Annotated in this window: 21 protein-coding genes; 7 read left to right on the top strand and 14 right to left on the bottom strand. The window is 41.2% G+C overall.

Features of this window, described 5'->3' with window-relative positions; all coding sequences use genetic code 11:
- Nucleotides 1–144: 144 nt before the first annotated feature.
- The 3 genes from CSV75_RS11815 (at nucleotide 145) to CSV75_RS11805 (ending at nucleotide 3,522) form a co-directional block, all read left to right on the top strand.
- Nucleotides 145–987 (top strand): YitT family protein, encoded by an 843-nt coding sequence (locus tag CSV75_RS11815; RefSeq protein ID WP_099675987.1) that lies wholly within the window; start codon nucleotides 145–147, stop codon nucleotides 985–987.
- 315 nt (nucleotides 988–1,302) lie between these two features.
- Nucleotides 1,303–2,835, top strand: coding sequence for an AbgT family transporter (locus CSV75_RS11810; protein ID WP_099675986.1), 1,533 nt, complete (start codon nucleotides 1,303–1,305; stop codon nucleotides 2,833–2,835).
- A gap of 117 nt (nucleotides 2,836–2,952) precedes the next feature.
- Nucleotides 2,953–3,522 carry a nitroreductase family protein gene (locus CSV75_RS11805; protein WP_099675985.1) on the top strand — a complete coding sequence of 190 codons (570 nt, stop codon included), beginning with the start codon at nucleotides 2,953–2,955 and terminating at the stop codon, nucleotides 3,520–3,522.
- Between the two features lie 111 nt (nucleotides 3,523–3,633).
- Here the strand turns inward: CSV75_RS11805 and CSV75_RS11800 are convergent, their stop codons facing one another.
- Nucleotides 3,634–5,148: a BCCT family transporter gene (locus CSV75_RS11800; protein WP_233191665.1), complete on the bottom strand. Its 1,515-nt coding sequence runs from the start codon at nucleotides 5,146–5,148 to the stop codon at nucleotides 3,634–3,636.
- 427 nt (nucleotides 5,149–5,575) lie between these two features.
- Between CSV75_RS11800 and yedE the strand changes: the two genes are divergently transcribed.
- Together yedE and yedF are read left to right on the top strand one after the other, a co-directional pair.
- Nucleotides 5,576–6,784, top strand: coding sequence for a selenium metabolism membrane protein YedE/FdhT (gene yedE, locus CSV75_RS11795; RefSeq protein WP_099675983.1), 1,209 nt, complete (start codon nucleotides 5,576–5,578; stop codon nucleotides 6,782–6,784).
- Complete coding sequence (gene yedF / locus CSV75_RS11790; RefSeq protein ID WP_099627815.1) at nucleotides 6,774–7,013, top strand: sulfurtransferase-like selenium metabolism protein YedF; 240 nt, start codon at nucleotides 6,774–6,776, stop codon at nucleotides 7,011–7,013. The genes yedE and yedF overlap by 11 nt, the downstream gene beginning before the upstream one ends.
- A 437-nt stretch (nucleotides 7,014–7,450) precedes the next feature.
- Here yedF and CSV75_RS11785 read toward each other — a convergent pair whose 3' ends face one another.
- From CSV75_RS11785 to CSV75_RS11760, 6 genes are all read right to left on the bottom strand, one after another.
- Complete coding sequence (locus CSV75_RS11785) at nucleotides 7,451–9,112, bottom strand: BCCT family transporter (protein WP_099675982.1); 1,662 nt, start codon at nucleotides 9,110–9,112, stop codon at nucleotides 7,451–7,453.
- A 125-nt stretch (nucleotides 9,113–9,237) separates the two neighbouring features.
- Complete coding sequence (locus CSV75_RS11780) at nucleotides 9,238–10,320, bottom strand: tartrate dehydrogenase (RefSeq protein ID WP_099676130.1); 1,083 nt, start codon at nucleotides 10,318–10,320, stop codon at nucleotides 9,238–9,240.
- 17 nt (nucleotides 10,321–10,337) lie between these two features.
- Nucleotides 10,338–11,783 (bottom strand): aldehyde dehydrogenase family protein, encoded by a 1,446-nt coding sequence (locus tag CSV75_RS11775; protein WP_099675981.1) that lies wholly within the window; start codon nucleotides 11,781–11,783, stop codon nucleotides 10,338–10,340.
- Nucleotides 11,776–12,870, bottom strand: a complete 1,095-nt coding sequence (locus CSV75_RS11770) for an aromatic ring-hydroxylating oxygenase subunit alpha (protein ID WP_099675980.1) — start codon at nucleotides 12,868–12,870, stop codon at nucleotides 11,776–11,778. Before CSV75_RS11770 ends, CSV75_RS11775 begins: the two co-directional genes overlap by 8 nt.
- 48 nt (nucleotides 12,871–12,918) lie before the next feature.
- The gene (locus CSV75_RS11765; protein ID WP_099673416.1) at nucleotides 12,919–13,167 is read right to left on the bottom strand and encodes a ferredoxin; all 249 of its coding nucleotides are present in this window, start codon (nucleotides 13,165–13,167) and stop codon (nucleotides 12,919–12,921) included.
- A gap of 25 nt (nucleotides 13,168–13,192) precedes the next feature.
- Entirely contained in the window at nucleotides 13,193–14,227 is a 1,035-nt protein-coding gene (locus tag CSV75_RS11760; protein ID WP_099675979.1) for an NAD(P)/FAD-dependent oxidoreductase, read from the bottom strand.
- 255 nt (nucleotides 14,228–14,482) lie between these two features.
- Between CSV75_RS11760 and CSV75_RS11755 the strand changes: the two genes are divergently transcribed.
- Complete coding sequence (locus CSV75_RS11755; protein WP_099675978.1) at nucleotides 14,483–15,847, top strand: sigma-54 interaction domain-containing protein; 1,365 nt, start codon at nucleotides 14,483–14,485, stop codon at nucleotides 15,845–15,847.
- A gap of 288 nt (nucleotides 15,848–16,135) precedes the next feature.
- Here CSV75_RS11755 and CSV75_RS11750 read toward each other — a convergent pair whose 3' ends face one another.
- Entirely contained in the window at nucleotides 16,136–17,083 is a 948-nt protein-coding gene (locus CSV75_RS11750; RefSeq protein ID WP_099675977.1) for an NAD(P)H-dependent flavin oxidoreductase, read from the bottom strand.
- A gap of 63 nt (nucleotides 17,084–17,146) precedes the next feature.
- On the opposite strand from CSV75_RS11750, the gene CSV75_RS11745 reads away from it, so the two are divergent.
- A complete protein-coding gene (locus tag CSV75_RS11745) occupies nucleotides 17,147–17,674 on the top strand; it encodes a gamma carbonic anhydrase family protein (protein WP_099675976.1) in 528 nt (175 codons plus the stop codon).
- A gap of 58 nt (nucleotides 17,675–17,732) precedes the next feature.
- On the opposite strand, the gene paaX is transcribed toward CSV75_RS11745, so the two are convergent.
- The 6 genes from paaX to CSV75_RS11715 all read right to left on the bottom strand — a co-directional run bounded on the left by paaX (nucleotide 17,733) and on the right by CSV75_RS11715 (nucleotide 23,972).
- Nucleotides 17,733–18,593 (bottom strand): phenylacetic acid degradation operon negative regulatory protein PaaX, encoded by an 861-nt coding sequence (gene paaX, locus CSV75_RS11740; protein ID WP_099632067.1) that lies wholly within the window; start codon nucleotides 18,591–18,593, stop codon nucleotides 17,733–17,735.
- Between the two features lie 95 nt (nucleotides 18,594–18,688).
- Nucleotides 18,689–19,465: an enoyl-CoA hydratase-related protein gene (locus tag CSV75_RS11735; protein WP_099636094.1), complete on the bottom strand. Its 777-nt coding sequence runs from the start codon at nucleotides 19,463–19,465 to the stop codon at nucleotides 18,689–18,691.
- Nucleotides 19,466–19,501: 36 nt separating this feature from the next.
- Complete coding sequence (locus CSV75_RS11730) at nucleotides 19,502–20,707, bottom strand: thiolase family protein (protein WP_099675975.1); 1,206 nt, start codon at nucleotides 20,705–20,707, stop codon at nucleotides 19,502–19,504.
- Nucleotides 20,704–21,576, bottom strand: coding sequence for a 3-hydroxyacyl-CoA dehydrogenase (locus tag CSV75_RS11725; protein WP_099675974.1), 873 nt, complete (start codon nucleotides 21,574–21,576; stop codon nucleotides 20,704–20,706). Before CSV75_RS11725 ends, CSV75_RS11730 begins: the two co-directional genes overlap by 4 nt.
- Before the next feature lie 93 nt (nucleotides 21,577–21,669).
- Nucleotides 21,670–23,184, bottom strand: coding sequence for an aldehyde dehydrogenase family protein (locus CSV75_RS11720; protein WP_099632039.1), 1,515 nt, complete (start codon nucleotides 23,182–23,184; stop codon nucleotides 21,670–21,672).
- Nucleotides 23,185–23,198: 14 nt separating this feature from the next.
- A complete protein-coding gene (locus CSV75_RS11715; protein ID WP_099675973.1) occupies nucleotides 23,199–23,972 on the bottom strand; it encodes an enoyl-CoA hydratase-related protein in 774 nt (257 codons plus the stop codon).
- Between the last annotated feature and the right edge of the window lie 5 nt (nucleotides 23,973–23,977).

Here is a 23,977-nt window from a genome sequence, read left to right as displayed (position 1 = left end):
CCTTTTACCGCTTCGGTACACTCTTGATTACTAACTAATTAAACTTTATAAATAAGTTTTTAGTGAATTAAAAGGTATGAAGGTGTCTTCTCCTTCACACCTTTTGAGGTTTTGTCCCAGCCTCTTTCGGAAAGGAAGGATTGCATGCAACGAAAACTAGTAGATTACGCCGCTTTACTCTTGGGATCCTTTATATTTGCACTTGGAATTAACTATTTTGCGATTCCAAATATGCTATCTGAAGGTGGCGTTATTGGGATTACTATCATTACATACTATTTATTCGAATGGTCTCCTGGACTCGTCAGTTTCATAATCAACTTAGCGCTCGTTGCAATCGGGTACAAATTCTTTAGTAAACGGACGATAATCTATACGGTTATCACCATCATTTTCTCGTCCGTTTTCCTTGAGCTTACGAAGAATTGGGGCGAACAATTAGGCAGTGACACATTACTGGCTGCGTTGTTTGCCGGTTTATTTGTTGGTGGTGGTCTCGGAATGATCTTTCGTGTTGGCGGTACTTCCGGAGGTGCGACAACATTGGCACGGATGCTTCAGCAGTGGCTCGGATGGAGCGTTGGGAAAGCGATGCTAGTCATTGATATTTCCGTCATTTTATTGTCGGCTTTTGTTATCGGTAAAGAAAAAGCAATGTTTACACTCGTTGCTGTCTACGTGGGTGCAAAAGTGATCGATAAAATCGTCGACGGTGCAGATGATCGTAAAGCCGTGATGATTATTTCGAAACACCAAGAAGACATTCGCCAAGAATTGCTCACTACAATGGGCAGAGGTGTCACGATTCTCGATGGACGCGGCGGCTATACGCTCGAGAGACAAGCAATTTTATATATTATTATTAACCAGACGGAAATTGTTCAATTGCGACGTATTTTAGAGAAAGTAGACGAAGATGCATATGTCACAATCAATAATGTACAAGAGGTTTTTAAGCGTGGATTCAAGGAAAGGCGACCAAAATAAATTGTTCTCACAGTCTATGAGAGAGGCAATTTCGCAGTCATTTTACTTGCTTGCAAAGGATTTTAATCAACGTGAAATGTATTCTATGTAAAGTTATAATAATTAATCAGCCCCTGCCTGCCTATTATTCGGTAGGTTTATTTTTGTTTTAGACTATTCAACCTCCTTGCAATAGTCGCAACTATCTTCCAATTTAATTATTTCAATAAAGCATTTCACTCAACAGAGTTCTTCTATATACTTGATACTGTCTAAAAAATTTATACCTTTTCGTGATAGATTGAATAGTGTTTTTTTAAGTGGGAGGAAATTATCATGGATCAACAGAAAAAAGGATTTTTCCAGAAGTTTTTGGATATGATCGAGAAAACCGGTAACCGATTGCCACATCCGGTTACATTATTTGCTGTTTTGGCTTTATTGGTAATCGTCATCTCAGCAGTTGTCTCTTACTTCGGCGTAAGTGCAGAACATCCGGGTAAAGAAGGCGAAATGATTGAAGTAAATAATTTACTGAGTAGTGAAGGTATTCATTACATCATTACGAATATGACCGATAACTTCATCGGTTTCGCTCCGCTTGGTGTCGTACTCATCACGATGCTTGGTATTGGTGTTGCGGAAGGTTCAGGGTTAATCAGTGCTTTACTTCGCGGCTTTGTTATGTCTGTTCCAAAACGAATGATCACGCTTGGATTAGTGTTTGCAGGCGTTATGTCGAGTGTAGCGTCTGACGCAGGCTATGTTGTCTTACCGCCACTAGGTGCGGTATTGTTCGCAGCACTTGGTAGACACCCTCTTGCGGGTCTAGCAGCTGCCTTTGCTGGGGTTTCCGGTGGATTCAGTGCAAACTTGTTACTTTCTGGTACTGATGCATTACTTGGCGAATTGACGATCATGTCAGCAGCAATCATCAATCCTGAATACGCAGAAGGTATGAATATTGCCATGAACTACTACTTCATCGCATTTTCTGTTATCGTTCTGACTATCGTTGGTGCGTGGGTCACAGAAAAAATCGTAGAACCACGTCTTGGCGAATATAACGGTGAATTCCGTGAGAAAGTTGAAAAGCTGACTCGTCTTGAAAAGAAAGGGTTGATTTTAGCAGGTGTTTCTGTCGTTGTTGCAGGAGCATTGGTTGCCCTTCTTGTCGTATTCCCGGGTGCTCCATTGCGTGGGGATGAAGCGGATATGCCAATCATCAAATCACCATTCATGAAATCGCTCGTGCCGATTATTGCATTCCTGTTCTTTGTGCCGGGTCTTGTCTACGGTAGAGTAACGAAACTGATTCGTAATGACAAAGACGTAGCCGCTATGATGTCCACGACGATGTCTGCAATGGGAATGTTTATCGTCTTGTCATTCACGGCAAGTCAGTTTGTTGCCTTTTTCTCAGAGTCAAACATGGGCTTAGTGTTAGGTGTTTACGGCGCAAACTTCCTTGATAGCATTAATTTAACGGGAATTCCATTGTTACTGATGTTCATCCTAATTGCGGCGTTCATCAACTTGTTCATCGGTAGTGCATCTGCAAAATGGGCCATGATGGCACCAGTCTTCGTACCGATTATGATGCAGCTCGGCTATTCCCCTGAACTGACGCAAATGGCATATCGTGTGGCAGATTCTTCAACCAATATCATTTCACCACTCATGACCTATTTTGCGATCATTATTGCGTTTGCGCAGAAGTACGATAAGAAAATGGGGATTGGAACGCTCGTTTCCGTTATGTTCCCTTATTCCATGTTCTTCTTACTATTCTGGAGCGCCACGTTAATTATTTGGATGTTGCTAGGAATTGATCTTGGACCTGGCTCCCCTATTTATTACTTGAAATAAGACGATCAGTACCCCGAAAGAGCATTCTTTGCTCTTTCGGGTTTTTTTATGATACGATAGTAGTTGATAATAGTTTTCATTTAGAGTGATTCTATTTAAGTAAAGGAGTTTTACATTATGGGCTACGAAGGAAAAAACGATGTAGAAAAATCAATCATGAGCAGACGCTCTATTAAGAAGTTTAAAAAAGATCCGGTTGATATAGATGAAGTGATTGAATTATTGAATGTTGCGAAGTGGGCACCTAACCATAAATTGACTCAACCTTGGCGTTTTCAGTTATACACAGACGCTGGCAAGGAAAAATTCGTGGAAGCGTTTCTGGCTTCACAAGAACAAGACGGTGCCTTACCAGATAAAGCTAAGAACAAAGCAGCATATTTCCGCGACATTCCCCTTCACTTAGTTGCCATCATGCCAGAAGACTCACGTAAAAAACGCTGGGATGAAGACTATGCTGCAATTTCCGCAATGATTCAAAACTTCCAGCTCGCCGCATGGGCACGCGGTATTGGTATAATCTGGCGTACCAATGATTGGACGCATGATCCAGTATTTAAAAACGCAATCGATGTAGCACCTGATGAAAAAATTGTTGGGACATTGATGATTGGTTATCCTGCACATATTCCTAAAGCTGAGGAAAGGAAGAATGTAGAGGAATTACTTATAATTATCAATGAATGATTTCCAATAAAATAGCAACGCCCCTCATTGCCTGCTTGTCCGTGAACAGCAAGCGAGAAATGAGGGGCTCATTTATTCATTCATCGAAATCCAGTTTAGTACATATAGTATTTACTTTTTGATTATTCCTTGCTCGACCGCTAGCTCTTTGGCTACCTTGGGAGCATACCAGATAACAGGAAGTAATAGAATGGATACTGGGACAGCTGCGATGACTACAAAGGATTGTAAGGCCCCAATTCCACCCCCGCCAATCTTTATAAGTATCGTAGCAATTGTCGCCATGATCATAACCCAAAATACACGAACTGATTTTGGTGGATTGCCCACACCTGTTACGGCCATGGATATCGAGTAAGACATTGAATCCACCGTAGTTACCACAAACAAAGTGGTCAGTATCAAGAAAACGGATGGCATGATAGTTCCAAGCGGCATCTGCTCTGCTATTGCAATAATTGCACTAGGCAAGCCGCCTTCAGTTAACGGTTCACTCACTGACCCCGCATTTTTCAGCTCATAGAATATACCGCTACCTCCGAGGATTGTGAACCAAAGATTGGCTACAACTGGTGCAATAATGGCTACTACAACAAATATCTCTCTGATCTTCCTTCCATTAGAGATCCTGGCTACGAATAACGCCACTAACGGTCCAAATCCGATAAACCAACCGAAGAAAAATAACATCCATGAACCAAGCCACGCATTGTCTCCGCGAAACGTACTGATAGTAATAAATTCACTGACGTATGTTCCATAAGAGGTCAGGAAAGAATTGACGATGAATAATCCCGGCCCGAACAACAATAGAAATACAGCAATCACAGCTACCATATTGACATTCAGCTTACTTAAAAATTGTATCCCTCTATTGATGCCCGTAAGCGTAGATATCAGAACAACTCCAGTCAAAATAGCGATGACTGCGAGCTGTATAGTAAATTGATCGGTGATTCCGAAAATAGAACTGAGTCCATAGCTGACTTGTAAACCTAGAAAGCCGATCGGACCAATTGTTCCCGCTGCTGCCCCGATTATACAAAACACATCTGCTGCTGTGCCCCATTTACTTGTCAGGATTTTTTCTTTCAAAATAGGGTAAAGAAGAGTGCGTGGTTTCAAAGGCATTCCTTTATGTTTATGCGCATAAATGAGGATGATCGCACTGATCGCTCCATACACTGACCATGCAGTAAACCCCCATGACATATAACTTTGGGCAAGCGCAGGTCCAATTGCTTCTTCTGTTCCTTCTGTGATTCCTTTATGCATCGGAGGAACGTCTAAAAAGTAATACATAGGCTCTGCTGCTGCCCAAAAAACTCCACCTGCTCCAAGTCCGGTAGTCAAAATAACGGCCACCCACTTAAAATAACTCATTTCAGGTTTTGGGGAATCTCCTAAACGTACATTTCCGTACTTTGATATGGCTAAAACTGCTCCGACTACAAATGTCGCAATCATTAGGAATTGCCAATATGCCCCGAAATAGCGAATAGATAATTCAAATCCCTTATTTACAAATGCATTTACCGCTTCCACTTCAAAAAGTGAAAACAATACAAACGCCAACAATACCCCTCCACTACATACAAACACCGGCCAATCAATCTTTCTACGTATGAACTGCCAATACTCTTCTATTATACTTCCACTCCATTCTATTTCTAAAGCCCTCTTTACCTGTCATAATCTAGTGATTGTTAGTTCAAGTATCGGAACGTAATAAAGAAAAATGTTCCCGTACTATAGTAGTTTTCATTATTCCAGACACATTCAATTTCTTGTTATGCTCTACCTCAAAAGAACCTACGTTACAGACTATAACCTTGTTTTAAAATTGTCAACTTAACATATATATCAAATTAATCTGTTAATAACCTTTATTTCTATTTACTTAAAGTGAAGTACATATTCTACACATCATGACTTTTAATCGAATACCCGATGTCTAGTATGCCGAGTTTTTGTATGAACTTTATTTATATTGCACTTGATTTCTCGTCATTTAGGTTTACACTAGAAAAAGAACTTTTTAAGGGGCTATCATATGAAATCAAGCATACAATCTATTTTTCAACGCTATTGGAATCCCTATCTCGTCTTATTGATGGCGGGTATTCTGAGTGCACTATATTTCGGTTTAACATCAACTGTTTGGGCAGTTACCGGTGAATTTACTCGGCTTGGTGGCGATATTTTATTGTTATTCGGAGTAGATATCTCAGACTGGCAATACTTTGATATGGTACATCTACAAGGAGCAACGTGGAATAGGCCAGATGGCTGGATTGTCTGGGGGATGTTTGTAGGCGCGCTCATTATGGTGTTGCTCAGTAATAGCTTCAAGATCCGTCTTCCACAGCAAAAGCGACGTTATGTACAGGGGTTAATTGGTGGAATCATCGCAGGATTTGGTGCTCGTTTGGCACTCGGTTGTAACTTGGCTGCTTTCTTCACAGGCGTTCCGCAATTTTCTTTCCATTCTTGGATCTTCATTGTGGCGACAGGTATAGGTACATTTTTCGGTGCTAAACTAACAAAAACACACTGGTGGAAAGGTAAGCCTTCGTTGATTCGAGGGAGTGCAAAGCCTACACGACTTAACAAACGTATTATCCAACCGTACGTCGGCGGAGGGATCGCCGTACTTTATATCGGACTCATTATATACTTCTTTGCGTCAGGACAAAAACTGCTTGGTTTAGGCGCACTGTTTGGTCTCGCATTTGGTATTCTAATCGAACGCGGACAAATTTGTTTTACTTCTGCATTCCGTGATTTATTTCTCGTTGGACGCAGTGTCATGGCAAAAGCGATTATTCTCGGAATGTCCGTCAGTTCTATTTTGACGATCATTGTCATTTCTATTTATGATGTAACACCGATCACACAAATTGCGGCACTTAGCACATTTGTCGGCGGCGCATTATTCGGACTTGGTATTGTTATGGCATCAGGCTGTGAAACAGGTATGATGTATCGCTTGATGGAAGGTCAATTATTATTTTTGCCGGTATTTTTGGGCAATATTATCGGTGCTACGTTCCTTGCCTACGCATGGGATCACCTCGGTGTTTATAATGTATTAGTTAAGAATGGTGCGAAAATCAATCTACTTGATACACTTGGACCCATTGGAGCAATTTCCATCACACTCCTCATGCTTGGTGGGCTATATGCGTTAACAGTATATGGAGAAAAACGCTACCATCAGAAATTAGCAATTAAGAGAGGAATGAAGGTACATGCAAGCTAAATTAGAAGCGGACTTCACACTCGACCTTCGCGGTGAGTCTTGTCCCTACCCTGTTATTTACACATTAGAAACACTCGAAGGTATGAATAAAGGCGAGTTGCTGCAAGTCATCACTGATTGCCCCGGCTCTTTCCGCAACGTACCCGAAGAAGCAATTGCTCACGGTTACAAATTTGCACAAGATCCTGTCAAGAACGGACAAGAATATATATTTCATATTTACGCATGAAAAATAGGCAGCTTCCTCTGAAAGGGAAGTTGCCTTTTACATTCTTAAAACTGAAAACCGCACGTCTAAATCAAGTTTTCTTTCTCAATGACAGTAGTCGTCTTTTTATTCCTTGTTCCTTTTTCAATTGTGATCTCCACCATCTGTTCTTCCAGTTCGTCATAAGGTATCCCTTCATAAATATGGATTCCATCTTTTCACATACTGACACACCCATTTTATAAACGAAGCCATCATTGATAAGATGATGAAGACCAGAGACAATGCAGTAATAACCGCTGCTATGTCCGATAACTATCCTTGATCTCCAAGCAACAGAAGTAGGGCTGTTCCTTGTGATGAATACCCGGAACAGCCCTTTTCATTTAATCTCTTACTTTATCAATCGATGTTACTGCTTACAACATTTATGGCTCACCCATTGCTTTTTAGAGAAATTATTTACTCGTGACTACCATTTCCTCTTCCCGTGTCCCTTCCACGTCTGCCAAAAGCGCCGGTTCTTTCTTCGTCTCTACCGGCTTTATTGGTTTGGAAAGCCCCGTCTTTACCGGTTTAGAAAGTTCCGGTTTCCCCGGTTCAGAAGGTTCCGCCTTCTCCTTCGCTTTTTCCCCAGAAATGATTGCAGCCTCTTCTTTTAACCCAATAAATGTTGAGTAGCACATGAAGAGCATCATGACTGCGATTGGAATGGCTGTGGCAACGAGTGCAGATTGCAGCCCTGCTAAGCCACCTGTCATGATCAACACGATAGAGATAGCTGCGATGATCACTCCCCATACGATCTTCGTCAGATGTGATGGATTCGGATTCCCACTTTCACTGATCATACCAAGTACAAATACTGCTGAGTTTGCGGAAGTGATAAAGAAAACAATGACTAGCACCATGGCTAAAATACTCAAAAATACTGTCATTGGCAAGTATTCAAAAAACTTAAACAGTGCTGAAGTAACATCTGATTCCACCGCGGTTGCAAGTGCAGTCGCGCCTGCATTCTGGACGAACGTAATCGCCGAGCCACCCATGGCCGAAAACCAAATGAAAGATCCCAATACTGGGATAAAAATCGCACCGAACATAAATTCCTTTATCGTTCTGCCTTTCGATATCCTGCCTACAAAGCTGCCGACCAAGGGAGCCCATGCAATCCACCAGCCGAAATAGAACAACGTCCAACTTGAAATCCACGAACCATCCCCATATGGATCCGTACGGAATGACATGCTGATGAAGTTCTGCGCATAATCACCTATTCCTTGGAAGAAGATTTTCATAATCATCTGTGTCGGACCAAAGAGAAGCACCAACCCCAATAAAACGAACGCCAGTAACATATTCAAGTTGGATAGATGCTTCATCGCCCCTTGAAGACCGGAAACTGTCGATGCCACGTAAATAATGCTAACGACTATGATGATGATCGCTTGTGTGGATATTCCGATCGGTACGTCCCAGAGGTAATTCATGCCGCTATTGACTTGCAATGTTCCAAAGCCGAGCGAAGTCGCAATCCCAATGACGATGGACAGGATGACGATGACGTCGATAGTTTTGCCGAAAGTTCCTCGAATTTTATCGCCGACCAACGGATAAAAGACGGAACTTAAAGAAGCGGGCAGTTTTTTCCGGTACTGGAAAAATGCTAATGATACACCGACCAACGCATAGCAGGCCCATGCTGAAACACCCCAATGCAGGAAAACGAATTGCATTGCCGTTTTTGCGGATTCTTCCGAATAACCCGTTCCAAACGGAGGGTCTATGTAGTAGGAAACCGGTTCTGCAACTCCCCAGAAGACCAGGCTGATTCCTATAGAAGCACTAAATAGCATACCGATCCAAGTGGCCGTCTTATATTCCGGCCGATCGTCATCATCTCCCAACCGGATATGACCGAATTTGGACATCCCGATATAAATACAAAAAACGAAGAAAATGAAAACGCTTCCCAAAATGAACCAACCTAGATTATTATAGATGAAACTAAGTGAGGAATTTGAGAAGTTTTCTAGCTGCTTCGGCGCAAAAATACCGATACTTATTAAAACTAAGCTAACAGCCAATGAAGAATAAAACACTGTTTTTTTATCTCTCATATTACCGCTCCTATTTCAAAGACCCACTTGTGTGGATGTGTCGAGTATCCCCACACACAGCCAAACGAGCGGGCATTTGTTAAATTTTAATCGGTGTTATTTGCATAACACCGATTAAATCGAATTTAAGCTTTAACTGACTGCAAATTCCCTATGATATCTACAATCCGGTCTCCCACTTCAGAAGTAGAAGCACTGCCCTTCATATCAGGCGTGAGAACTTCATCGTCAACCAATAATTGCTCGATGGCATCTACAACCATTTTGCCGTATTGTTCGTAACCGAAGTGATCGAGCATTTGACTCGCAGACCAGATGGTAGCTAAAGGATTACCGATTCCTTTGCCTGCAATATCAGGAGCCGAGCCATGTACAGGTTCAAACATGGAAGGGAATGTACCCTCCGGATTAATGTTTGCACCTGCAGCCAGGCCGATTCCGCCTGCGATTGCTGCGCCGACATCGGTTAAAATATCACCAAACAAATTCGAAGTAACTACTACTTCAAAACGTTTTGGATCTGTGATCATTAGCATCGCAGCAGCATCCACTAAATAAGATGCAGTTTTGACTTCCGGGTATTCTGCACTCACTTCTTCGAATACTTGATCCCAGAAGACCATCGAATAGTTTAATGCATTCGCTTTACTGATACTTGTCAGGCTACGGCCTTGTTTTTTAGCTGTTTCAAAAGCATAGCGAATAATTCTTTCTGTACCTTTGCGGGAGAATACACCGTTTTGCAGAACCACTTCATGCTCCTGACCTTTAAACAGCCAATCTCCAGCTCCCGAATATTCACCTTCTGTATTTTCACGAATGAACAGCATATCAATATCTTTACGTTCGATATTCTGCAGTGGGGTATGTGCCCCTTCCAGCAACGTCACAGGACGTATATTGACATACTGATCGAAACTCTTGCGGATAATCAACAAAAGATCCCACAAGGAAATATGATCAGGAACACCTGGGAAACCAACTGCCCCTAAATAGATGGCATCGAATTCCTTTAGCTGCTCAATCCCATCTTCCGCCATCATCCGTCCTTGTTGCGTGTAATATTCACAACCCCAAGGGAAATAGGTGAAATCAAATGCGAAGCCGCCGTCTAGTTCGGCAGTTTTCTTTAATACCTTAATCCCCTCGTCAATAACTTCGGGACCGATACCATCTCCTGCAATAACTGCAATTTTATACGTTTTCATTTTCGGATCCACCACTTTCATCCTTGATTCCAGACTACGAGTTTCATTTCTGTCATTTCCTCAATGGCATATTTTAGGCCTTCGCGTCCTGTTCCGCTCTCTTTCACACCGCCGTAAGGCATTTGGTCCACTCGATAAGTAGGTACGTCATTAATAATTACGCCGCCCACTTCCAAGTTTTTCGAAACATACAGAGCATGTTGCACATTATTTGTATAGATTCCCGCTTGTAAACCGAAACGAGAGTCATTGACTAACTCAACAGCTGTTTGCACGGAATCTACTTTATTCACCACGACAATTGGTGCAAACACTTCCTGGCAAGAAACTTTTAGCGCATGATCTGCATTTGCAATGATTGTAGGTTCCAGGACACCATTTTGCGCATGGCCACCTGCAAGAATTTCTGCGTCATAATTCTTTGTTTCTTCAATCCAGCTAAGTGTGCGCTCCAATTCTTTCTTTGAAATCAACGATGAGATATACGTATCTTCCTCAAGCGGATCACCTATCTTCAACTGTTTAGCGGCAGCTGCAAATTTAGTCGCGAATTCTTCATATAGTTCTTCGTGGACGTAGATTCGTTGTGTTGAAATACACACTTGACCTTGATTTGAGAAGGCTCCCATAACACAGCGATCGATAATCGTGTCAATATCCGTATCCTTATCTATAATCAATGCAGAGTTGGATCCTAACTCCAATGTCGTCTTCTTCAATCCAGCTTTATTGCTGATTCCGATTCCGACACTTGGACTTCCAGTAAACGTAACCATTTTAACACGTTCATCCATGACAAGAACGTCGCCGATCACACCGCCCGGTCCCGTGATGACATTTAGCACGCCCGGTGGAAGACCAGCGTCTTTAAATACTTCTGCAATGAATAAGGCAGATAAAGGTGTTTGGGAAGCCGGTTTCAAAACGATCGGGTTCCCTGCAGCAATTGCCGGGCCAACTTTATGCGCCACTAAATTCATTGGGAAGTTAAATGGCGTAATGGCTGCGATTACGCCAATCGGTTCACGCAATGTATAACCGATACGTCCTACACCGCCTGAAGCAGCATCAAATGGAATCGTTTCTCCGTGAATGCGCTTCGCTTCTTCTGCAGCGAATTTGTATGTTTCAACTGTTCTTGAAACCTCCGCCCGAGCAAACATGATAGGCTTGGCAGATTCAGTTGAAATGACAGTCGCTGCTTCTTCCGCTCTTTCCGCCAGGATCTTTGCAACGTTTTCTAATATTTCAGCACGTTGAAATGCTGGCATGTTGCCAATAATTTTTCTAGCATTATACGCAGCTTCAATTGCTTGTTCCGTCAATGCTTGATCCGCCATAGCAATATCCGCAATTTTTTCATCAGAGTATGGAGAATATAGTGGAGCGTAGCTTGGTGCTTCTACATATTCCCCATTAATCATTAATTGTTTATTAGTTGTTCTGTCTAGTAATTTATTCATTGAGCGCCTCCAGAACCATTTCGTGGAATTGTACAATTGCTTGTTCAGATTGTGAGTAGCGGCCTTTCTCGAATGCACGTGATTTGAAGCCGAGTTGCTCTAATTCAACCAATTCGATATCTTCAAAGCGAACTTGCTCCGCGAACGTCATCAAGTCTTTCTCTTCTTGTGTCAATTTATCCAAGCTGTCTTCGCTAAAGTAGTACGTATACACGATTTCAGTATTTTCTTCGTCAATCGGGACTAACTGAATAGTTGCCATATTTGCAGGTCCCGGATAAATTGTCAGCATCAAGTTCGGCCATAACCAGAAGAATGACCCGCCTTGCATTTCTGCTTCATCTAGATTTACTTCGCCGTATTTCTTATCAGGCTTCACCATAGAACCTTGTATTGAATAGTTCTCACACGTAATGATTTGATAATCATCCATGTCCAATGTGTCAATAAAACTTGGGTGTGCTACGTGACAATGATCACACTCGAGATAATTTTCAATAAATGCTTTCCAATTCGCTTTAATATGACGGGACTTCCTGTGAGTAAACTGTAGATTCTTTAAGAATTCAAATTTACCTAGACGATCGAAGAAATCGCCATATGATTCAGCCAATGGCTTTGCATTGTCATCCAAGTTAACAAAAATTAAAGATTCGATTACTTCCATTCTGACGGAACGCAAGCACGCATCTTGAACGCAAGCAGCATCTTCTTCACTACGGAAGTTCGGTGCTTTGTTTAAAGCGCCATCCGTTTTGAATGTCCAGCCATGATACGAGCATTGTAGAATTTTCTTTTTGCCCGAATCACTTTTCTCCAGCTTCGTCGCTCTGTGAGGACAAACATTATAAAACGCGCGTAGAACTTCATCTGTTCCACGAATAATGATAAGTGGATCATCGCCAACCTCAGCAGTAAAAAATGCACCTTTTTTCTCAACTTGGCTTACATGGCCAACTAATTGCCAACTCTTCGCGAAAATCAATTCTCTTTCTCTTTTCAATACCTCTGGATCCGTAAATAGGTTGTAAGGCATCGTTCTTTCAAAAGTTCTATCCGTTGCGTTCTGTACTTTATTATAAGCCATTTTTCATTCTCCTTCAGAGTTATATTTTGTAATTCATCAATCACTTTATTAACTAGCTATAATTTTCTGACAAGAGAACGGAGTCTCTGCCATTTTGATAGAGTTGGTTGGACAACCTTCAAATGCATCTTCCAAATCCTCAATCAGATCTTCTGGAACTTCCGTAACTCCTTCATTGTCATCCAATAAAGCAAAAGCAAATCCATCGGCTGTGTAGTCAAATAGTTCGGGGGCAACAGGATTACATGCCCCGCAAGCAATACATGTACTTCGCTCCACCATTGTATATTGCGCCATTTCCTAGCCTCCTATCTAAAATTAATCAGTTGACTCCAACCTTCGCTTTCTTTGGCACTTCTTCCGCTTCACCCATAACGCTCGTACTGTGTAGCGGTTGCATTTTTGCAGTCGGATCGATATATACTTTTGCGCTACTCACCGCAACAGGTGCTTCTCCAAAACCAGATGCAATCAGCTTAACTTTTCCTTCATACGTACAAATATCCCCCACCGCGTATATTCCTTCAATATTTGTTTCCATTTTTGAATTAACCACTACGGAGTTTTTATCTATTTCAAGACTCCAGTCTTTGATAGGACCGAGCGATGAGACAAAACCGTAGTTGATCAATACGTCATCGACTTCAAGCTCTTCTAACTCACCCGTTTTCGAATGCTTGATGATGACCTTTTCAACTTTCTCGTCCCCCACCAATTCAACTGGGACATATGGCGTCAAGCAATTCACTTTGGATTGTTTCAATAATTCTACACTGTGTTCATGTGCACGAAACTTATCTCTTCGGTGAATAATGGAAGCCTTTTCAGCAATCGGCTCAAGCATCAATGCCCAATCTACTGCAGAATCGCCGCCACCAAACAAAGCCACTTTCTTGCCTTGGAACTGATTCATGTTCTGAACAAAATAATGAATGTTTTGATTTTGGAATTTCTCTTCACTTTCGATTTCCATCTTCCTTGCTTGAAAAGCACCGTTACCGGCAGTGATAATAATTGTTCGTGAATAATGTACTCCACTATTTGTAGTCAACTTGAAAACACCGTCATGTTCCTTTAAGACTTCCATTACCGTCTCGCCTAAGCAGATAGTAGTCTCAAATTGATTCATTTGTTCAACTAGATTATCTACTAGCTCCTGAGCTCTGACTTTAGGAAACCCTGCAATGTCATAAATATATTTTTCAGGATACAATGCAGAAAGTTGACCGCCTAGTTGGGGTAAGCTTTCAATAATTTTTACAGACATTTGTCGAAGTCCTGCATAAAATGCAGTAAATAGGCCGACTGGTCCACCTCCAATAATTGTTATGTCACTAACTTCGGCTGATCTGTTCATATTGTGCCTCCTCATTGTCATTTATATAAAAGATATAGTTACGGGGCGATCAGGGAATCCCCTCATCCTTGCCGCGTTACTAAATACTATTGCAAGTATCATGCCAACTTTTGAGATTTGCATGGGAATACGATTGTTCTCGTCTTTTTTATAAAACGCTGTTACAATTGATTCACAATTGAGTCAATGGCGACTCAGTAAAGTATAAATATTCTTAAAATTAACTCGAAATAATTAGTAGGAAGGTGAAATAATATGTCCTATGAGAACGAACAAGAGAAAACGAGTCTATCTTTAGAAACATTGCTTAAAATTCTGGATTATTCATCAGATGAAATCTATGTATTGGACAAAGAGATAAGGATCGTCTATGTAAATCGAAATTGTGAAAAGCATTATGGAATGACAAAAGATGATGTTGTCGGTAAGTATAATGATGACTTTTTTAACGATGGATACTGGACGCCTTCCGTCGTTCCACTCGTACTGGAAAAGAAAACTCCCGTTTCAGTACGCCAACAAACCCATATTGGCGCTGAATTGCTGACTAGGGCTTTCCCTATATTGAACTCGAACAATGAGATTGAATACATTGTGTGCACAGCAACAGAAATACAAGATTTTAAACGGCTTGTCAAAAAGGAAGAACCTAACTTTACAAACTCGGTAGATGATGTTTTTGCAAGTACGATTATTACGAACAACGCAAAAATGCGAAAAATACTGCGCTTTTGTGAAAAGGTGGCACCTACAGATTCTACTATTTTAATCCATGGTCAATCGGGAACTGGAAAAGGGGTCATCGCTTATCAATTGCATAAATTGAGTAAAAGAAAGGATGGTCCTTTCCTTAATGTAAATTGCGCAGCCATTCCCGGAGATCTGTTAGAATCGGAGCTATTTGGTTACACGGCAGGATCATTTACCGGTGCTAAAAAAGACGGTAAGATTGGTTTGTTCGAGGCAGCAGATAACGGCACGATATTTTTGGATGAAATCGGTGAGTTGGCTTTGCCGCTTCAGGCAAAAGTTCTCCAAGTCATACAAGACAAAAAGTTTATTCCGATTGGCAGCAACGTCAGCAAGACTGTGGATATCCGTATTATCGCCGCAACAAATCAAGACTTACCGAAAATGGTAGAAAATAAGACTTTCCGCGAAGATTTATTCTACCGACTCAATGTCATTGACATCGAACTGCCACGGTTGGATGAACGCAAAGAAGATATTATCCCTTTAACTTATAGCTTTCTGAATAATTTTAACAATAAGTACAACTCTACTAAAATAATTTCTGAAGATTGTTTGAATGTACTCTATCATTATTCGTGGCCAGGCAATGTGCGACAGTTAGAAAACTTGATAGAGCGGCTTGTAATTACAAGTGATGCAGTCATTACTTTAGAAGATTTACCCGAAGTAATCTTGGAAAAAGTAAAAGATATACCTGAACTCGCCTATTCCAATTCGCTCGACCAGGCATTGGATAATGTAACAGCTACCATGGTCAGAAGATCCTATCAGAAGTTTGGTTCTACGAGGGGTGTGGCATCAGACCTCCAGATCAGCCAGTCGAAAGCATCCCGATTGATTCGTGATTATTGTCGGGATGAAGAGTAAAAGAACTATTATCATGAATTTGACAATAATAAAAAGGCATCACTCGGCACGAGTAACTTTTTGCCGAGCGGTAGCCTTTTATTATTGTTTTTATAGGACTTTCCCTGGAAATTCTATTTTCTATTTCATGGAGTGATCAATCGAACAACTATACTTTCTTCGCAAAACGGGTAAGTGAATATAAAAACTACGGTATTTTGTCTCGCTATCTTTTAATAACCAACAGATATACTAGCTCTTGCTTTTCAACAATTATAAGCAAGTGCTTTATATCTGTTATTTATTGATTCACAGTAAATTTGCAGTGCGTTTACACGCTTCCTTCGCTTCTATCATCATACGTTCCAATAGTTCTTGGACCGTTGGAATATCTTCTATTAATCCAGCGACCTGACCACTATTGATATAGCCGTTCTGCATATCTCCCTTTATGGCACCTAACACATGCTGTACCTCGGTAGTCGCTTCATTAAACTCTCCTAGCTTCATTCCCTCTTTTACACGCTTTTCTAGGTTCATTACATAATCGTTAGTTAGTACTCTTCTCACACGACCCACTTCACGACCAATGATTCTCGTTTCTATGTCAGATGCATCTAGTAGACGTTGCTTATAGAGTTCGTGCGCTTGCATTTCCTGAGTGGCTATAAAGCGAGTACCCATCTGCACACCTTCAGCTCCTAGAGCAAGTGCTGCAGCTAAACCTTTTCCGTCCCCGATTCCACCTGCTGCTACGACAGGAATTTGAATACTTTTAGTAATTTGCGGAATCAATGTCATCGTAGTTAATTCAAGAGGCGAGTTGATACCAGCAGCTTCAAACCCTTCCGCCACTATAATATCCGCTCCGGCCGCTTCCGCTTTTAATGCATGCTTTACAGAAGCTACGATAGCCATAACTTTTATTTCATTATCATGTAAGGTTTGAATGTATGGCGACGGATTGCCAGCCGATAACGATACAACAGGTACTCGGTGCTTAATAACTAATGCTAGTAATTCTTCGACTTGAGGTGCTACATTAATAGCAATATTTACAGCAAAAGGACGTGAAGTCATAGATTTCAAATCGGCAATTTTTTGCTCTACCTCATCTAATCCGGATGTTCCACAACCTATTGTGCCTAAACCCCCAGCTTCGGAAATAGCTGCCGCCAAATTTACGCTACTGATATTTCCCATCCCACCATGAATGACTGGATATCGTATAGACAATTCCTTACATAACCTATTCATACAATGCACTCCCTTTTATGTTATACTTTATCATATATTTACATCGATAGGAGGAGAAAATTCTTGATTATACCTTACAATAACAAAAGTCCTTTGATTAATGAATCCGCTTTCATTGCCCCCGGTGCTTATCTGATAGGCGACGTAACAGTTGGAGAAGAATCTACGATATGGTTCAACTCTGTATTACGCGCGGACGAGGGTGCTATTGTAATCGGCAAGCGGTGCAGTATACAGGATAATTCTACAATTCATCTATATGAAAATGCACCTGTTGAAATTGAAGACGAAGTAACTGTTGGACATAATGTAGTATTACATGGCTGTAGAATCCGAAAACGGTCTATTATTGGTATGGGTTCAACCATTCTTGATCATGCAGACATCGGAGAAGAATGCATTATAGGCGCAAACACTTTAATCCCTTCCGGAAAAGTTATTCCACCGCGCTCTTTAGTGATCGGATCTCCTGGAAAAGTCGTTAGACAATTGAATGACCAAGATCTTGAACTGATTCAGCTGTCTATAGATACGTACGTTGAGAAAGGAAAAGACTTCAACCTTATTTTACAGAACGAATTGAATGCTTGATAGGTTATCATTAAGAAAAGCCATGAGCGTAAAATAAAATGCTCACGGCTTTTTTCTATCATTTTATAATCATCGGGTTGTCTTCAGCATCGTACGTAGCGTCTTTTCTACTTATATCATTATCTTTTTCAAATATATGTTCGAAAAATCGATTAGCGGGTTCCGCAAGTAACTTATAATATTGTGCAAATAAATGAGCTGAGTGTGTTCCGCTCCACATCTCAGGAAGAAGTTCTTTTGGCAAACCGGGATCAACAAACAAAAACTTACGATATTCATGCACTAAATTGGTGCGTTCTACAAAACATTGGGCATCCGATAACAAACCACTTTCCATTGCACTTGTAGACACGACGAATTTATGACTGTATATCGAAATAAACTCTTCATACTTTTTCTCAATCTCTTCAAGAGGCCAGCTTTTGGCAACCAATTCTTGGTTTGACCTTGGTCCTCTGTTCTCGGAGAGAAATAAGTCGGCGTGATCTTCAATCTCATATTTTGCTATTAATAAGCGTACTTCTTTCGCCAAATCATTTGGCGTAATCCAACAACCATTCGTAAAGGTACCGAATCCACTCCATAAAAGCTCTTTCCGCAATTCATCGCGGAGTTGCCGTTTATCTTCAGGTATGTTGTAAATCAACATACGCCATTGACCATCCCATTCATGAGGCTCTAATTTAAAAATACGCGATGCAGCTTCCTCGATACGAGATACCCCACGTTTTGTTAAGTAATAGTAACTCTTTCTTCCTACACGCTCTGTTTCAAACCATCCTTGCTTCATCATTCGAGATAGAACAACGCGTACAGCTTGTTCATTATGGCCAAATTCTTTCATTAACTGGATCAGGCTACCAATCCAAATTTTATTGCCATAGTGGCGAACATAATCACCGAAAATCGTAAATATCATAGACTTTGTATTAGAGATAGAAAAAACCACTCTTTCAATTAAATTATTCGGTTCCTTCTCTCCATTATAACCTTTGGCCAATAATGATGACAAGCTTATGTGCCTTGGAATTCCGGTTCACGCTTTTCATTGAATGCTTGTAAAGCCTCAACGCGATCTTTGGTCGGGATGACTAATTCGTATGCTTTCGTCTCGATTGCGAGTCCTGTACGAAGATCAGTATTTAATCCTTCATTAATTGCATATTTAGCTTGTTTAATTGCAACAGGACCATTTTTCATAATAGCTTCTGCCAATTCTTCGCAAGATGCCATTAAATTATCTGATGCAACTACTTTTAATATAATACCTAGCTCCAATGCTTCAGCTGCAGTCAGGCGTTTGGCAGTAAATATCAGTTCTTTTGCTTTCATCACTCCAACTAATCGGGGCAGACGTTGTGTGCCTCCCGCCCCCGGAATGATTGCCCAACTAGTTTCAGTCAAACCTAACGTAGCATGTGTCACCGCGATAGAGAAATCACAAGCTAGCATCAATTCAAAACCGCCACCTAGTGCATGGCCATTCACTGCAGCGATTGTAGGTTGTGGTAATTCTGCAATACTATTGAACACATCACGAATAGCTTTTACATTACGGCGTACTTCCGATTCATTAAGAGTTTTACGCTCTTTCAGATCTGCTCCAGCACTGAATGCCTTTTCCCCTGCCCCTTTGAAAATTACAACTCTGACATCAGGAGCAATATGGAGGGTCTCTACGATTTCTTGTAGTTCTTTTAAGGCCGGATAATTAAAGCAATTCAAAGATTCCGGCCGATTAATTGTTACATAAGCGATACGGTTTTTAATTTCTAATAAAACTGGTTTCATTATACAAGCTCCTTTATGCGTGAAGCGTAATAAATCTTACACTTCTGGCTTTTCTACGATCATTGCTATACCTTGCCCCACACCTATACACATAGTTGCCAGGCCGTACTGCGTATCACGCTTATTCATCTCATATATTAAAGTCATCAAAATTCGTGCCCCACTTGCTCCGAGTGGATGTCCATACGCAATCGCTCCACCGTTAACATTTACTTTCTGTGTATCTAATTCTAGTTGGCGAATACACTCGAGCGACTGAGAAGCAAATGCCTCATTTAATTCTACTAGGCCTATGTCATCAATTGTTAAGTCTGCACGTTTTAAAGCTTTGCGCGATGCATCAATTGGACCTAGTCCCATCACCGCTGGCTCAAGACCTGCCACTGCTCCTATAACATACTTTGCGAGTGGCTTTAATCCGAGTTCTTTCGCTTTCTCCGCACTCATTAATAAAAGAGCTGCTGCTCCATCATTTACCCCTGATGCATTACCTGCTGTAACTGTGCCACCTTCAAATATCGGTCGTAGTTTTGCCAATGCCTCGACAGATGATTCTGGACGTGGATGTTCATCCCGATCCACAATGATTTCATTGCCTTTACGATCTTTATATACAACCGGTACTATTTCTTTACTGAATACATCTTCCTCAATTGCTTTTTTTGCTCGGCGTTGACTTTCATATGCAAAAGCATCTTGCTCTTCTCGCGAAATGTTATAACGTTGTGCTACATTTTCCGCTGTTTTCGGCATAGTGTCAGATCCGTACATTTTCTCTAATTCCTTGTTAGTAAAGCGCCATCCAATAGTTGTGTCATACATTTTCATGTCTCCACGTGGGTACTCTACTTCAGGCTTCCCCATCACAAATGGCGCGCGTGTCATACTCTCCGTACCACCTGCGATGAAGACATCCCCTTCGCCTGCCATGATTGCTCTAGCTGCATACATAACTGCATCGATACCCGATCCACATAAGCGGTTAATAGTTGTTCCGCCCACTTCTATAGGCAAGCCGGCAAGTAAGGCTGACATACGAGCCACATTACGATTATCTTCGCCTGCCTGATTCGCATTTCCAAAGACCACTTCTTCAATGTCTTCAGTTGGAAGATTTGGATTTCTATCAATTAAGGCCTTAATTACTGTTGCACCCAAATCATCTGGACGAACTGCTTTTAGCGCCCCCTTATATCTTCCAAATGGTGTACGTACTGCATCAACGATTACAACTTCCTTCATGATTTCACCATCTCCTTGTTATCCGTGTAGTCATAGACTCCTTTTCCACTCTTTCTGCCGAGACGTCCAGCTTTAACGTACTGTTCTAGCAGAGGGGCAGGACGATATTTTTCACCCAGTTTTTCGTGGAGATATTTCAAGTTATTCAAGCGTGCATCTAGTCCGACTAAATCTACTAATTCAAATGGTCCCATAGGATAGTTTAGGCCCAATTTAATTGCTTTATCGATTTCTTCAGGTGAGCCTAAGCCTTCTTGCAACATGTAAAAAGCCTCGTTTCCGACTAGTGCGCTAATTCGGCTTGTGACAAAACCAGGGAATTCATTGATGACAACCGTTTCTTTCCCCATTTTTACAGCTACATTTCTAATGACTTCTGCTGTTTCATCACTTGTTTCTAGCCCGCGTATAATTTCTACAAGTGGCATTTTATGTACAGGGTTGAAAAAGTGCATGGCAATAGTGCGTTCAGGACGCTGACCGTACGATGCAATTTCAGTTGGACTCATAGTTGACGTATTAGTTGCAAAATAGCAGGATGTAGGTGCATTTTCTTCAATCGTTTGGAATACTTGTTTTTTTATATCTGCAATTTCAGGTACCGCTTCAATAACTAGATCCGCTGTTTTTGCCGCGATTGCTAACTCCGTTTCGAAATGAAGATTTGTACGAAGCTCTTTCGCTACTTGTTGCGTGATTTTTTGTCGATCCACACCTTTTGTAATGATCAACTCAATTTCTTTCTCTGCGTTAGCCAATGCTTGTTCATTAATATCTACGATAGTGACAGAATATCCACCTAATGCACTTACATAAGCAATACCTCTACCCATCACGCCAGAACCAACAACTACTATATTTTTAATCATTTTACTTCCCCCTTTAAATAGCTATTTCATATTTATAGTAAGAAAGAACAGAGGCATGCAAACTAGCCCCTGTTCCTTTTAAGGTAATGTTTTTTACAGTCCGAATGGGTTTAATGGGCGAGATCCATAGTAAGACATGATACTCTTCGTCTCGGAGTAAAGATCCAATGTTTCAATAGCTAACTCGCGTCCAAATCCTGATTGCTTGTATCCACCGAATGGTGTTCCAGGGAAAGCAGAGAATGGTGAGTTGATCATGACGATGCCCGCTTGGATTTGATTTGCAACACGTGTTGCACGTGCGCCATCTTTAGACCAAACAGATGATGCTAGACCGAACACCGAGTCATTCGCCAATGCGATCGCTTCTTTTTCATTCGAGAACTTGGAAAGCACAACAACAGGACCAAAGATTTCTTCTTGTACTACGCGCATTTCTTGCGTCACGTTACCGATAACTGTCGGTGCATACCAGAAACCTTTCTCAAAGCCTTCAGGGTGTATTTGCTCACCGCCGGCCAAAATTTCTGCCCCTTCATCAATTGCCGATTGTACATATTCTTTTACAGTATCCAATTGTCCTTGGTCAATTACTGCTCCTACATGTGTTCCTTTGCTGAACGGATCACCCAGAACGATACGATTAGTTTTTTCAACGAATTTCTCAACGAACTCATCATACACATCTTCATGTATATAAATTCGTGAACGTGCGTCACATGACTGTCCAGTGTTATTGTAAATACCATAGATAGAACAATCTACTGCTTGATCAATATCCGCGTCTTCAAAGATTAGGCTTGGTGATTTTCCGCCTAACTCTAATGTGACACGCTTCAATGTGCCAGAAGCACGTGCCATAATATCTTTACCAATCGGTGTAGAGCCTGTGAAAGCTACTTTGTTTACCAAATCATGTTCAACCAGATAGTTTCCAATTTCAGAACCTGATCCCGGTAAGATGTTTACTACACCTTCGGGAACTCCAGCTTCATGGCAAATTTCTCCTAAGATAATTGCTGTCAGCGGTGTAAGAGATGCAGGTTTAATAATTACAGAACATCCTGCCGCAAGTGCCGGTGCAACTTTCCAAGCTGCCATCATTAAAGGATAGTTCCATGGAATGATTTGCGCACATACGCCAACCGGCTCTTTTTCTGTGTAGTTGTGGAATTGACCAGGTACGTTATTTACAGAGCCGCGGTGTGAAACTAGTGCCCCTGCATAAAACTCAAAATCTTCTACAGCCTGATTAATCTGTGCTTGTGCTGCCGAAATAGTTTTACCTGTATTCAGTACTTCTAGTTCTACTAATTCGCTAAAACGACTTCTCATGATCGCTGCAATTTTATTAAGTACACGAGCACGTTTTCCCGTTGGGGTAATTTTCCACTTCCCGTTATCAAATGCATTACGTGCTGCTTCAATAGCGCGTTGTGCATCTTCTTGAGTTGCTTTTGCGACTTCCGCTAGGAGCTCTCCTGTTGCGGGATTATAGACTTTTGTCCGAGCACCATTGCTGCTCTCTACTTGCTCTCCGTTGATAAACAATTTATAGAAATCACGCTTCATCGTTTGTGCTACTTCTTGCTCTTGAACATTTGTCATTTTATTTCCTCCTCTTACTTTCCAATAAATTCAGGATTTCTTTTGTTTTTAAATGCTTCGATACCTTCTACATGATCTTCAGTTAAGCCAGCAATTCGCTGACTTTCTGCTTCACGTTGAAGATATTCTTCAAACGGTAGTGTTTGAACGTCATTCAATCCTCTTTTAATTAGTCCAATAGCCTTAGTTGGCTTCGTGGCAATACCTTTTGCGAACGCTTTCACTTCTACCTCAAAATCTTCTTGAGAATAAACTCTTGTTGCTAGACCCAAATCCAATGCCTGCGCTGCGGAGATTTTCTCACCTAGAATTGAAATTTCTGCTGCTTTCGCTGAACCAACTAATTGCGATAGATAAAACAGATTGCCAGAGTCAGGAATGAGTCCTACATGTATGAATGCATTTATGTAGCTGGCTTTCTCAGACATCAAACGGAAATCACATGCTAAAGCTAGACTAAAACCCGCTCCGGCCGCTACTCCATTGACTGCTGCAATAATCGGCTTTTCCGATTTCTTTATCTCCATAATCATTGGACCGTAGTGATCTCTTAGTACTTGCCCGTGATCCATTTGTTCATCAACTTCTGACAGATCCTGGCCTGAACAGAACGCTCTACCCGCTCCTGTTACGACGATGCATCTTACATTGTCGTCCTTTGATGCCATACGCAACGCATCTTTAATTTCACGATTCATCTGAGCTACGAATGCATTTAATTTATCAGGACGATTCAATGTAAGCCAAGCAATACCATCTTTCAACTCGTATTGAATTGTTTCAAACATAGAAA

It is taken from the genome of Sporosarcina sp. P18a, from assembly GCF_002743135.1.
In the GTDB taxonomy this organism is placed as follows: Bacteria; Bacillota; Bacilli; order Bacillales_A; family Planococcaceae; genus Sporosarcina.
This window is presented reverse-complemented; position numbering and strand designations above follow the sequence as displayed.